A 13,254-nucleotide genomic window follows, 5' to 3' on the forward strand; every position below is an offset into this window, starting at 1 on the left:
TCTCCGCCGGTCCTGATGGAGGCGCCTGCGAGAGTCACCTACGTTGTGCTCTACGGACGGCGGAGGGGACAGCAATGGCAGTACAGCGGTCGTTACGAATGACAGTCGGCATCCGGAATCCTTACCATGAATGAGGAATAGCCGGATCCGTTGCAATCTTGAATTCCGAAACGACGTCGTCCAGCAGTGCTGCCTGCTCCTTGAGCGATTGGGCCGCGGCGGCGGCCTGTTCGACAAGGGCCGCATTTTGTTGCGTCGTTCTGTCCATTTGCACGACCGCGTCGCTCACCTGCCTGATCTCGTGGCTCTGCTCCTCGGTGGCCCGATGGACATCGGCCATCAAGCCGCTTACCGCGGTAACGGACGATACCACCTCGGTCATGATGCTACCCGCCCTCTCCGCGAGCAAAGAACCCTCTGTCATTTTTCCGACCGTGGCGTCGATCAAATGCTTGATCTCCTTTGCGGCCTGAGCGCTTCGTTGGGCGAGACTTCTGACCTCACTGGCCACGACGGCAAATCCGCGCCCGAGCTCTCCTGCGCGAGCGGCTTCGACGGCCGCATTCAGCGCGAGTATGTTGGTCTGAAAGGCAATACTTTCAATCAGGCTCACGATCTCCGCCACCTTGCTGGAATGGATAGAGATCCCTTGCATGGTCCTGACGACCTCCTGAACCGCATCCCCTCCGGCAGAAGCGGTTTGAGAGGCCATCAGCGCTTGTCGGCTCGCGGTATCGGCTGCCTCCGCGTTCTCCTTGACCACCCGCGTCAGTTGCGCCATGTTTGCTGCCGCAAATTCGAGCGATGCCGCCTGATGCTCGGTTCGCCGGGACAGATCCGCGCTCCCCGAGGCAATCTCCTGCGCTCCGAGATTGATGGTCTCCGTACCGCTGCGAACGCTGCGAACCGTTCGCACCAGCGCCTCCTGCATTGTCCGCACGTCGGCAAGGAGCAGTCCCATTTCGTTCCGGTACCCGACCAGCACCTCGCCTTGCAGATTGCCCGAGGCAATGCGGGCGAGGTGCGTCTTGATTTCGACGATCGGGCGCACAATGATCCCCACCAGGATCAGCCTCGCAATCACCCCCACGGCAAGCGCGACTATCGACATTCCCGCCAGCACGATCACCATCGAATGAAAGCGGGACTGTGCTTCGGCATAGCGCTTCCGCTGCGAGTCGATAACGGCGCTCTCGCGTTCCTTCATCGAACTCTGATAAGACGCCACCGCTTCCTGCGTGGCCTTCCCCTGAAGCTCCTTGAAGCGGCCGAAGTCCATATGGCCGAGCGCAACCGCGGCCGGAAGCACCGACTTGTCGAGAACTATCCGGCGGCGCGCGGCCAGTTGCCGGACGGCAGCCGAATCGGCGTTCTGCGGCTGCAACGAAAGATAGGACGAGAACTCCGTTTCGGAATCCTGCAGATCTCGACGGGCGCCGTCGAGCAAGGCGGGCTCCGGGTCGCCCAGCCCGTAAAGCGAGAGGTAGCTGTCGAGCGAAACGCGGGCACGCTGAAGGAGGGCGTCGCTGGTCTTCAGCGCGACCAGCGCATGGGTGTCGACCTCATACATCGCACGCAGCGCATCGTTGTTCAGCTTCAGCGCGACAATTCCCGCGGCACTCACCACGGCAAGGATCGCGACAAATACGAGAATCACCCCCGTCAGCCCGCTTCGGATCGTAAGACCTTTGAGCATACTACCCCCGCAACATTATCTTTTGAAATTGACTCGATACGTACAACCCAACTATTTTCCGGCAGCATCTTTATGGAATTCGAACAATGGCTCCGCGATGCCCGAGATACCCGGCTCAGCAACGAACACGCCGCCGGCACCGGCCGAGCGGCTGGCGTCATCCTCGTCAAGGCCGCAGTGCGCGCTGGTCACGTACAACGTATTCAGCGCCAGCCCTCCAAATGCGACGCATGTCGGCTGAGTGACGGGCAAATGAATACGCTTTGTTTCGCGGCCGTCCGGCGCATGACGCACAACACAGGAGCCGCCCCATCGCGCACTCCAGAGTCCGCCTTCGCTGTCCACCGCGGCCCCGTCCGGAACCCCTTCTTCGCGCCCCAACCGGATAAACAGGCGGTCGTTCCGACATGAGGGATAGTCGCAAATCCGGATCTCCCGCGAAGGCGAGTCGCAGTAGTACATGGCGAGTCCGTCCGGACTGAACGCGATGCCGTTGGCGATGGCGCACGCCGGCAACGGTAATCGCTCCAGCGATAAATCGCGATTCAACCGGTAGAAGCCACCTATGGCCTCGGGACAATCCACGTCGTGCTTCGTCCCAAACACGAATCGCCCCTGGCGGTCGCAGCGACCGTCATTGAGGCGCGTGGGCAGATCCGGCTCGACCTCCACGAGGCTCGTGATGCTCCCTGCAATCATGTCGAACAAGGCAAGACGTGTTTCGAGCCCGAGCAGCAGGTATCGCGGGTCCTTGCATAGGGCCAGGCAGGCAAGGCGCTCGGGCATCTGCAACGAAGTGCTCCACGCCTTTCTGGAGTCGTAGATCCAGAGCACCGCGCCATCGATATCGGCCCAGAACAACCGTCCGCTTCGGGCGCACCAGGTAGCGGCTTCGCCGAGACTGCATCGGCTGTTGATCTTCAGCTCGACGCGCGCCGGGTCGCCTGCCTCGCTTGACCCGGCCAGGGACCGCGAAGAGGTCAACAAGCCGATTTTCCGGGTCGCTTCTGCAGTAACGCCGCGCGCCATCTCATTGGCCCCCCGCTTCGCTGCCCGGCTTCGCCACGCCTGCGCGATACACCGTCACCTGCCGGTATGGCTTCCCGCCCGTCACAATCGTTGCAGGACTGTCCGGCATATTGATCTGGTCGGGAAAGCCGCCTGCCTCGAGACACAGTCCCGAATGCCGCCGGTACGCCAGGCCACCTCGCCCCCGCAGCCCTTCCAGCCGGTTTCCGCTATAGAATTGCAGCCCGCGCTGGTCCGTCTCGACAGACAGCACACGCCCGCTTTCGGGCTCTACGACCGTCGCTACACCACGCACTTTCGGCGTGCCGTTCGCTCCCGCCTTTTCGGCCCCGCTCGCCTCGCCATCCAGCACGTAACAGTGGTCGAAGCCTTGGGCCAGTTCGAACTGAGGATGCGGAACGCGAAGCCTGGAACCGATGACGGCGTCCTCGCGAAAATCGAACGGACTGCCGCTCACCGACTCGCGCCGCTGCGGAATCAGTTCATCGTCGATTTCGAAATACGCGCCGGAATCGATCATCAAGCGATGCTGCAGGATGTCGCGACCCGGTTGTCCCGACAAATTGAAATAGGGGTGACTGGTCAGGTTCACCGGGGTCGGGCGGTCGGTCTGCGCTGCGTATTCAATGGTTAGCGCATGATCGTCGCTCAGCGTATAGCGCACCTCCACCTGCAGGTTTCCCGGAAAGCCGCCGTCTCCATCGGGAGACTCCAGCCGCATAACCACGGAATCGCGGTCCTGTTCTGCTTTCCATAGCCGCTGGTGAAATCCGCCGGGTCCGCCGTGCAGCAGATTTGCCCCTTCGTTCGGCGTCAGGGCATATCCGACGCCATCCAGCGTGAAATGCGCACCGGCAATCCGGTTGGCCCAACGCCCGACAAGCGCGCCCATATAGGCGCCCGATTTGAGGTACTCCTCCGGCGTGTCGTGTCCCAGCAGGATGTCCCCACCCATGCCATGCTTATCCGGTGCAATCCACGACACCAGTGTTGCGCCGAGGTCGCTGATGCGTACGCAACCGCCTTGCGAATTCGTGAGGAACCAGGTACGCACGCTTCTTCCGTCAGGAAGCATTCCCAGAAGGCAACCTTGATCATTCTTTTCCCTTGTCCGGACCGCGGATTATTTCGAAGGCTTGCGCGCCGTTCTGGTCAGCGATCCAAGACGCTCGACGGCAAAACGGGTCCGGCGCATCAGCGTTTCCCGGGCCGCCAGCACCGTCAGCCCGCACAGATCCCCGGCATCCTGAACGCGGCAGCTTTCTGCCCGGTCATTGGCCACCTCGAAGGAGAACGAGTCCTCTCCCGGAACGGCATGCAGGCGATAACTATCGGTATTGGCCTCGATCACCAGGGAGAACTGGCGCGCGGGCCATTCGACCAGCGTCTTCCCTCCCCAACCGGTAAATGCGTGGTCGATCTTCGTCGCGGGTAACGGGTAGGTCACCCCGAATTGCCATGGGGATGGCGTCGGGATGAATCCCGCGCTCTGCCCCGCTCTTCCCTCGATCCACAGCCCGCTTGCCGGCGCACTGAGCCAGGTATCCGGATCGCGCACGATGACCGGATGAATACCGATTCCGCACGCCAGCGAACCGGGACTCATGTTCTCGACTTCGACGGTCATTTCCAGTGTGGGTCCGTCAATCCAGTAGGTCTGACTGGCCCGGTAAAGATCGGTGCATGCCGCTTTCAGACGGACCATCTTTTCTTCCACGACGTCGACCGTCCAGTCCTCTCCGGGAAGCGCACAGGCCCCCTCGACCGGATTCGTCATCCGGTCCGGCAATGCGACGCCGCGGGGCAACGCCGAGGTCCGTATCGCGTTGCCCGGATCCGCGATCTGGATGAGGGGATAACACGACAATGGGCCGAATCCCGGGCGATCACCCTGCCCATGCGCCCGCCGGAACACGGACGCCCATCTGCCCCGGTCGTTCCAGTCAAATCGTGCCACCCCGCCGCGCTTCCCCGACACGATCTCGACGTTCAGATACGCGTTGGAAAACGTCTGCCGGTGAAGCCCTCTTTCCGCCGCACCGCGCTCACGTCCGGCAACTCGCTCGACCTGCGCCGATCTGCCTCGTAGCAGATCAGCCTTCCGGGTATCGAACATGTCGTTTCCCTCCCCGATCAGACAGATGGCATCTCAACCGCGCGTCGTCACGTAGCTCTGGCAAGGTCGCCGCGCTCACCCGTATCGGGCCTGCGCTGCCCGCCGGCCGATGGCGCATTCGGCTTCGAGTCGAGACCGGCGCCACCCGCGCGACGCCGCCCCGCATGCCGCTCGATAACTCGCTGCAGGAGGCAAAACACGCAGAGCAGCCCTCCAATCACGATACGCGTCCACCACGAGCTCAGCGTACCGTCGAACGTGATCAGCGTCTGGATGGTGCCGAGAATCCCGACGCCGAACAGCGAACCGATTACGTAGCCGACTCCGCCGGTCAACAGCGTTCCCCCGATCACCGTCGCCGCGATGGCGTCCAGTTCCATCCCCTGCGCCTGCAGCCCGTACCCGGAGAGCACATACAACGTAAACACGACCCCTCCCAGCGCCGAACAAAAACCGCTCAATGCGTAAACGCCGACCTTCGTGCGCGCGACGGGCAAACCCATCAGCAACGCCGAGCGCTCGTTGCCGCCGATGGCATAGACGTTGCGTCCGAAGCGGGTGAAGTGGGCGATGAAAATCGCGGCAACGAGTGCTGCGATGCCGACAAGCGCACCCGCATTGAGCGAACCGCCGCCGACCGGGATGCTCAACGCCGCTACGGCGTGGAAGGTCGGCTCGTTGATCGTGATGGACTCGGTCGTAATCAGAAAGCACGCGCCACGGGCCAGAAACATCCCGGCGAGCGTGATGATGAACGGTTGCAGCCGGAAATAATGGATCAGCGCCCCCATCGCCGCGCCGTAAAGCGCGCCGAACGCCAGCACGATCGGTACGATGATCCAGATAGGCCAATGCAGCCATTCCGCGCCGACGGCGCACAGTATCGTGGTCAGCGCAACAACGGCGCCGACCGACAGGTCGATACCGCCGGCCAGGATCACGAACGTCATGCCAATCGCCACGATCAGCAGGAAGGCGTTGTCCACGAACAGGCCCGTGAGTACCTGCATCGAAAAGAAGCCGGTATACATCACGGAGCCGAATCCGAACAGCGCGGCAAACAGCACGATCGTCGCGACGATGGGCAAGGTTCTTGGGTCGGCCAGCCGGCCGGTCAGCTTCTTCATGATGGGGTCGTTCCGGAGGATGCGCGTGCAGGCGCCGAAGAAAGAAGGTGTTTCATGTGTTTGAACAACACGGCGCGCGCAGCCTCCGACTGGATCACGCTGACGACGATCACCACGACCGCCTTGACGACAAGCGTGGCCTCCGGCGGCACGCCGATCGAATAGGTCGTATAGGTCAGCGTCTGGATGATCAATGCGCCGAGTACCGTGCCGGCGAGACTGAAACGGCCGCCCAGCAGCGATGTGCCGCCCAGCGTCACCGCGAGAATCGCGTCGAGTTCCAGCAGCAGCCCGGCGTTGTTTCCGTCTGCACTCCGTACGTTCGAGCTCGTGATGATCCCGGCAATCGCGGCCATCAGTCCGCAAATCACATAGACGCTGAATACGATCGCACTCGAACGCAGCCCGACCAGGCGCGAAGCGACGGGATTGATGCCGATCGAACGAACGAAGAGTCCCAGAGCCGTGCGGTTGACCAGAAGCGCGAGCGCGAGCGTCACGACGACGGCAATCCAGACCGAGCAGGGAACCATGGCCAGATAGCCGTCGCCCAGCCGGAGATAGCCCGGTGCGCCAATGGGGATGATCTGGCCGCCGGTGAGCAATTGGGCGACGCCGCGGCCGGCGACCATCAGGATCAGCGTTGCGATGATCGGCTGCATGCCCACGAACGCGACGAGCAGGCCATTCCACATGCCGGCCAGCAAGCCCACGGCAAGGGCGGCAGCCAGCGCGATGCCGACGTGCGACGGAGCCGCCGCGAGAATGATCGCGGCGGCCGCGCCGGCGATGGCCACCGTTGCCCCGACCGAGATGTCGATCCCGCATGTCGCAATGACGAGCGTCATGCCCAGGGAGACGATCACGAGCGGCGCGGCGCGATTCAGGATATCGATGGGCGCGCCGAACAAATGACCGTCCAGTACCGTGATGGAAAGAAAGCTTGCGCGATGGGCGAGATCGAGCAGAATCAGCATGACGAGCGTGAGGACCGGCCAGATCAGCGGATGCCGGAACGCGGCGCGGATTCGCTTCATGACTGGCCTCCGGCAATGAGTTGGTACACCTGATCCTCCGAGAGAGCTTCTCCGGAAATTTCCGCCACCTTGCGCCGGTCGCGCAAGACGGCGACCCGGTGACTGATACGAACGACCTCGCTCATCTCCGACGAGATGAAGAGGATCGAGAGGCCTTTCGCGCACAGCGCGCGCACGCGATCCATGATCTCGAACTTCGCGGCGACGTCGATGCCTCGCGTCGGCTCGTCCATGATCAGCAGTTTCGGATCGGTCGCCAGCCAGCGCGCGAGCAGCACCTTTTGCTGGTTGCCCCCCGAGAGCAGCCCGATTGGCTGTTCGGCGTCGCGCGCCTTGATACCGAGCTGGGCGATGTAGTGCTCGGCCATTTCGCGTTGACGGGCGCGGCTGAGCATGCGCCACCATCCGCGTCGGGCCTGCAGCGCAAGAATGATGTTTTCGCGAATCGACAACGCCGCGACGATGCCTTCCTTCTTGCGATCCTCCGGACAATAGGCAATCCCGTGGCGAACCGCGTCGCGCGGGGAAGCGAGCTTCGCACTGCGCCCGTTGATGATCATCGCGCCGGTATCCGCGCGTTCGGCGCCGAACACCAGCCGTGCGATTTCGGTGCGGCCGGACCCGAGCAGCCCGGCAAGACCCACGATCTGCCCGGCGCGCACGTCGAGGTCGACGGGGCTCATCAGCCCCCGGCGGCCCACACCCTGCATGGAAAGGAACGGCATGGCCGCCGCGTCTTCGGGTGGAGCGCCCGATGGCCCGGCCTTCATGGCTTCGCCCATGCCCTCGCGGCCGGTCATCTTCGCGACCAGCAGCTCGACGGGCAAGTCCTTCGCCAGATACTCGCCTTCGCGCTCTCCGTTGCGCATGACGGTGATGCGATCGGATACGGCATAGGTCTGCTCGAGAAAGTGCGTGACGAACAGAATCGCCATGCCCGACTCCTTCAGCCTGCGCAGCACCGCAAAGAGCCGCGCGACCTCGCCGTCATCGAGACTCGACGTGGGCTCGTCGAGAACGAGAACCCTCGCATCGACCGACACGGCGCGCGCAATCGCCACCATTTGCTGGACTGCGATCGGATACGAATCGAGCGAACGCGTCACGTCGATGACGAGATCGAGACTCGCCAATGCCTCCCGGGCGCGTTCGTTGATCGCCGCCCAGTCGATCACGCCGCGCTTTTTCGGCTGCCGGCCGGCGAAGATGTTTTCGGCCACGGAGAGGTTCGGGCACAGGTTCACTTCCTGATAAAGCGTCTGGATTCCGGCGGCCTCGGCTTCCAGGGGCGCGGCAAACCGCACCGCCTGCCCCGCCAGGCTGATCTCGCCGCGATCGTGCCCGAACACGCCGGTGAGCACGTTGATGAGCGTGGATTTACCTGCGCCGTTCTGGCCCATCAGCGTATGAATCTCGCCGGGAAACAGCCGAAAATCGACCTTCTGCAACGCCTTGACGCCCGGGAACGTCTTGTCGATGCCGGTCATTTCGAGAATGGGTACGTGGGTCATGGTCTTCGCGAGGCCATCGGACAGCCTCGCCAAAATGGTCAGGGACGGCGACGCCGCGGTCCGGAACGAGGCTCCGGACCGCGACGGTCGGCGGCACCGTATGAATTGCCGATCAATCGATCAATACTTGCGGGTCGGCATGACTTCCGCTGCGACGTTCATCGGGAAGATGCCCTCGTCGGTCACGATGCGCCGCGGCACCTGCTTGCCCGCCACGATATCCTTGACCGCGGCCATCAACTGCGGGCCGAGCAGCGGGCTGCATTCGACATCCACATTGATCTTTCCGTCCACCATGGCCTGGAAACCGCCCTTCGTCGCGTCGAAGGAAACCACCGTGACGTCCTTGCCCGGCTTGATGCCCGCTTCCTCCATGGCCTGGATCGCGCCAAGCGCCATATCGTCGTTATGGGCATAAACCACGTTGATCTGCTTGCCGTACGTCTTCGCAAACGCCTCCATCACCTGCTTGCCGCCGGCAAGCGTAAAGTCGCCGCTTTGCGACGCGATGATCTTGAACTTCGGATCGTTCTTGATCACTTCCATCAGGCCGGCATGGCGATCGTTGGCCGGCGCCGAGCCCACCGTGCCCTGCAGTTCGGCAATGTTGACGGGGCCCGGATCGTTCTTGTAGTGGTCCTCAAGCCAGTGGCCCGCGCGCCGGCCCTCCTCCATGAAGTCCGAACCGATCATCGTCGTGTACAGCGAAGGATCCTTCACGTCGATGGCGCGATCCGTGAGAATCACAGGAATCTTCGCGCGCTTCGCTTCTTCGAGCACCGGCTCCCAGCCGGACTCGACAACGGGCGAAAAAGCGATGACGTCCACCTTCTGCGCGATGAACGAGCGAATTGCCCTGATCTGATTCTCCTGTTTCTGCTGCGCGTCCGAGAATTTCAGATTGATGCCGGCGTCCTTCGCCGCCGTCTTTACCGAGACCGTGTTGGCAGTGCGCCATGCACTTTCGGCTCCCACCTGGGAGAACCCGAGCGTGATCTGTTTTTCCTGCGCAAATGCGCTGGTTCCCGCAGCCAGTGCGAGTGCCGCGCCAACCATCGTGCCGAGTGCGATTTTCCTGACAAGCTTCAATTTCTGTCTCCTGTGCCTTGACTTTGTAGCTGCTATTTCTCGTGATCACCTGAACGTACGGGAGTTACTTTCGTTCGACCTCCTTACCAGTTATCGGTTTTTCTGTAAAATAGTTTGTATACCTATGTATTTCGCACCGGCGGCAGCGCGTTGAAGCCGCCTTCATCGTCCGTGGTCTTGTGCGGCAAACCGAAGATCTTGTCCTTCCCGAATCCGCTGGTAAGCAACCGCTGAATGCCGGCATCGTCAGGTAATCAGATTCAGGATTCGGGACAGTCTACGAAGGTTTCTGATACCCTTCCAATGAAAATACGGCCGCCTCTGATATCAAGTCAGGCATTGGTGTAAATACTAAGAAACCGTTGCGGGAGTCAGGAAAAGACATGCTAGATACGAGCCCCTGGTACGTTCGGACCCGGCTGAAAACGCGGCAATTGCTCCTTGTCGTCGCCCTGGCTGACGAAGGCAATGTTCACCGCGCCGCGGTTGCGCTGAACATGACGCAGCCTGCCGCGTCGAAGCTGCTGCGCGAGCTGGAGGAGATGCTCGATGCGGTGCTCTTCGAGCGGCTGCCGCGCGGCATGCGGCCCACGCTATACGGCGAGGCGCTGATCCGCCACGCGCGCGTGGTGCTGGGCAGCCTCGACCAGGCGCAGGAAGAGTTGAGTGCGTTAAGGGCCGGCCGGCTCGGCCACGTCGCCGTGGGTGCGATCACGTCGCCCGGCGTGCGTTTGCTACCGGATGCCGTCGCCGCGGTCAAGCGTATGCACGCGAAGGTACGCATCTCGGTCGAGATCGACACCAGCAACGCGCTGCTCGAACGATTGGCGCAAGACAAACTCGATATCGTGATCGGACGCCTGTCGGCAGAACACGACAAGCTTCAGCTTCGCTACGAACCCCTGGCCGGCGAACCCGTTCGCGCGATGGTTCGGCGGGGCCATCCACTGCTGGGCGCGGCACCGGTTGGGCTGCCCGACGTCCAGCGCAGCGCGTGGATCGTACCGCCGCCCGGCAGTGTCCTGCGGCATCGCTTCGAACTCATGTTCCAGCGCGAAAGCCTGGCCCCCCCATCCAACGTTGTGGAAACGTCCGCACTCCTCTTCATTACGCGCACGATCGAGAAGACTGACATGATCGCGCTGCTCGCGGAAGACGTTGCGCATTACTACGCCCATCACGGCATGGCGGAAATCCTGCCTTTGCGGATGGAGTGCAGCATGGACGACTTTGGACTGATCACCCACGCGGACAAGTTGCTTTCGCCTGCCGCCGTGTTGATGATCGACGCACTGCGGGAGGCAAGCCGCGAGACCTATGACTCTCCCGGCCGCGATCATGTGTGAAATAGCGTCTTCTCGAAGCCCCGGAGCATAGCGGATTAAAGCAGCCTCTGGACGCGATCCCTGCGCACCGCTATCCGGCGCTTCGTGTCACCGCGGGCGCGGGAGCGCCGGATCGGGTCTGATAGCAGCATCGCCTGTTGGCACTCCTGATCCGCCTGTCCGGTCCCTCGCCCGATGAAAGCCCTTCGCGAACACGCCCGCCGCCGTCGATCCGCCGTGTTGTCCGGCGTACTGCTGTCGAGTCTCGGCGCATTGCTCGCGCTCGGCGGCTGCACGCCGCCCGTCCCGCCGACCGCGAACGCATCGCTGCCCGCGAACCTTCAGGCCAGCCCTGACGAAGTGCTGCAGGAAGTCGCGACGACATCGCAAGGCGACGAAAGGTACATCTGCCGCCGCACGCCGCCGTCTCCGGCCAGTTTCGCGGTACCGCTCCCGCCCGGCGCCGCCGCCGACGGCACGCAGTTGTTCTGGGAGGAAGACGGCTCCGAGGCAAAGCTAGTCGACGCCGACGGCGAAGGCATCGGCACGGTGGCGCCCGCCTGCCACTTCCTCGCGTACGACGGCAGTTACGTGGTCGGCACGCCGTTCGCGCAAAGCCAGGTGAAGCCGGACACGTTGAACTGGACACGCTATACGGTGAAGTTCGTCGCAACGCCGCGCCGCGGCGACGGACGCTTCGCGAACGTGAGCTCGATCCAGCGCATCGACACGACGGGCGGGCTGCCGTCGCAGCCCGAATGCACACAGGAAGGCGAGCATCTGTACGTGCCGTACCAGGCGACCTACATGATCTACCGCACGAAAGGGCAGGCACCGGCCGCGGCCGTACAGCCGGTCCCGATGCCGCAGCCCTCGTCCGTCGCCGTGCTGCCCACGCACTGAGCCGCCGTCGCGTAGCACGCCTACGGCAAGGCAAGGTGGTATGGAACCGGTCAGGCCAGATCCGACACCGCCTCCACCACCTGCGCACCCATCTCGTCGAAGCGCATACGCTCTGCCCGTGCGTACCGGTCAAGCGCATCGGCCAGCGCCGTCCGCAGCGTCCCCTGCTCCAGCATTTCGATGCGCGCGAGACAGCGCCGCACCGCATCGTCCGCATCGCACCGCGCATGCCATTCGCCGCAGCCGGCCTCATCGAGGAGGCGGTCGATGCGCGCATCCATCGACAGCCCGAATACCGGCACGCCGTGCGACATCGCGAGCACCGCGGCGTGATAGCGCGTCGTGACGACGCAGTGCGCGTGCGCGACTGTCGCGGCCACCGCGTCGAGCGCGTGTGCGCCGCGCACGACCCGATCGATCGCGAACGGCACGCGTGCGGCAACGTCGGCGCACGCCGCGCTGTCGAGTCGCTCCATGCCAACCAGCACCGGCGTGTAGCCACGCTGCCGCAAGCCAGCCGCGATCGCCGCATAACGATCGAGATACGCGTCGTACGCCGTTGCACGCTGCGCATCCCAGCTCTGGAAATGCAGCGGCCCGTATCGATGCGGCGACGTTCCGCCGCTCGCGTCGAGCGCGCGGGCGCGCGCCGCGTCGGCTCGCACCGGCCACCAGCACGGGTTGTTCGGACACAGCACGGCGATGCGTGCGGCCCCGTCCGCGCGCGGCGGCGCGGGCGCGCGCCAGGTCCACGCGGTATCGCTGCCGCGTGTCGTGCTCACGCCCAGCGCGTCGAGCTGCGTGCACGCCGCGTCGTTGCGGCAGATCACCCGGGCGCCGTGCGAGGCATTGCGCCGTACGAAGCGCGTCAGCGCTTCGCTCATCGCTCCACTGTCGACGCCGTAGGCAAGCGCCGGACGCCCATGTGCGCGCGCGAGCGCGATGCCGCCGACCAGCACCCCGGCGAGCGAGTCCGAGAACTTCGACGTGTAGGTGGACCCTTCGACGTTGAGCACCACATCGGCGTCGCGAATCGCCGCATCGAGCGCATCGGGCAGATACGGCAGCGACGGCACGAACTTCGGCGTAGCGGCGAGCAGCGGATGGTCGAAGCAGTTGCCGAGCGCGAACAGCGTCAGCGCGACCTCGCGCGGCGCGAACAGGCGGCGCAGCTGCGCGATGGTTTCAATCGTGCGCAGATCGGCGCCGGTGTTGCCGGCGCCGGTATAGCCGAGCAGCAGCACACGCAGCGCGCGTCCATCGCTCGCGCGCCGCGCTTCGTCGTGCCCGGCCCGTCCGCGATGCGCGGCGTCGATGCGCGCCTGCATGTCGTCGAGAAACACTTCGTCCGGCTGCGCGGCGCTCGCATAACGATGCAGCGCGCGATACGAGCGGCGCACCGGGTCGTCGTCATCCATCGG

Annotated in this window: 11 protein-coding genes; 2 read left to right on the forward strand and 9 right to left on the reverse strand. The window is 63.7% G+C overall.

Annotated elements, in window-relative coordinates; genetic code table 11:
* Nucleotides 1-121: 121 nt before the first annotated feature.
* The 8 genes from WJ542_RS21830 to WJ542_RS21865 all read right to left on the reverse strand — a co-directional run bounded on the left by WJ542_RS21830 (nt 122) and on the right by WJ542_RS21865 (nt 9,572).
* Nucleotides 122-1,696 (reverse strand): methyl-accepting chemotaxis protein, encoded by a 1,575-nt coding sequence (locus tag WJ542_RS21830; protein WP_411191576.1) that lies wholly within the window; start codon nt 1,694-1,696, stop codon nt 122-124.
* 51 nt (nt 1,697-1,747) lie between these two features.
* Nucleotides 1,748-2,680, reverse strand: coding sequence for an SMP-30/gluconolactonase/LRE family protein (locus WJ542_RS21835; protein WP_411192519.1), 933 nt, complete (start codon nt 2,678-2,680; stop codon nt 1,748-1,750).
* A 46-nt stretch (nt 2,681-2,726) separates the two neighbouring features.
* Nucleotides 2,727-3,800 (reverse strand): aldose epimerase family protein, encoded by a 1,074-nt coding sequence (locus tag WJ542_RS21840; RefSeq protein WP_411191577.1) that lies wholly within the window; start codon nt 3,798-3,800, stop codon nt 2,727-2,729.
* A gap of 48 nt (nt 3,801-3,848) precedes the next feature.
* Nucleotides 3,849-4,841: an aldose epimerase family protein gene (locus WJ542_RS21845; RefSeq protein ID WP_411191578.1), complete on the reverse strand. Its 993-nt coding sequence runs from the start codon at nt 4,839-4,841 to the stop codon at nt 3,849-3,851.
* A 47-nt stretch (nt 4,842-4,888) separates the two neighbouring features.
* Entirely contained in the window at nt 4,889-5,968 is a 1,080-nt protein-coding gene (gene yjfF, locus WJ542_RS21850) for a galactofuranose ABC transporter, permease protein YjfF (protein ID WP_411191579.1), read from the reverse strand.
* The gene (locus WJ542_RS21855; RefSeq protein ID WP_411191580.1) at nt 5,965-7,005 is read right to left on the reverse strand and encodes an ABC transporter permease; all 1,041 of its coding nucleotides are present in this window, start codon (nt 7,003-7,005) and stop codon (nt 5,965-5,967) included. The genes yjfF and WJ542_RS21855 overlap by 4 nt, the downstream gene beginning before the upstream one ends.
* A complete protein-coding gene (locus tag WJ542_RS21860) occupies nt 7,002-8,516 on the reverse strand; it encodes a sugar ABC transporter ATP-binding protein (protein WP_411191581.1) in 1,515 nt (504 codons plus the stop codon). The genes WJ542_RS21855 and WJ542_RS21860 overlap by 4 nt, the downstream gene beginning before the upstream one ends.
* A 120-nt stretch (nt 8,517-8,636) precedes the next feature.
* Nucleotides 8,637-9,572, reverse strand: coding sequence for an ABC transporter substrate-binding protein (locus WJ542_RS21865; protein WP_411192520.1), 936 nt, complete (start codon nt 9,570-9,572; stop codon nt 8,637-8,639).
* Between the two features lie 416 nt (nt 9,573-9,988).
* Between WJ542_RS21865 and WJ542_RS21870 the strand changes: the two genes are divergently transcribed.
* Both WJ542_RS21870 and WJ542_RS21875 read left to right on the forward strand, forming a co-directional pair.
* Nucleotides 9,989-10,951 carry a LysR substrate-binding domain-containing protein gene (locus WJ542_RS21870; protein ID WP_411191582.1) on the forward strand — a complete coding sequence of 321 codons (963 nt, stop codon included), beginning with the start codon at nt 9,989-9,991 and terminating at the stop codon, nt 10,949-10,951.
* Between the two features lie 216 nt (nt 10,952-11,167).
* Complete coding sequence (locus WJ542_RS21875) at nt 11,168-11,833, forward strand: DUF3455 domain-containing protein (RefSeq protein WP_411191583.1); 666 nt, start codon at nt 11,168-11,170, stop codon at nt 11,831-11,833.
* Nucleotides 11,834-11,883: 50 nt separating this feature from the next.
* Here the strand turns inward: WJ542_RS21875 and WJ542_RS21880 are convergent, their stop codons facing one another.
* Nucleotides 11,884-13,251, reverse strand: a complete 1,368-nt coding sequence (locus tag WJ542_RS21880) for a polysaccharide pyruvyl transferase family protein (protein ID WP_411191584.1) — start codon at nt 13,249-13,251, stop codon at nt 11,884-11,886.
* Between the last annotated feature and the right edge of the window lie 3 nt (nt 13,252-13,254).

Origin of the sequence: Paraburkholderia yinzeri (assembly GCF_046581065.1) — a bacterium.
Taxonomy (GTDB): Bacteria; Pseudomonadota; Gammaproteobacteria; order Burkholderiales; family Burkholderiaceae; genus Paraburkholderia.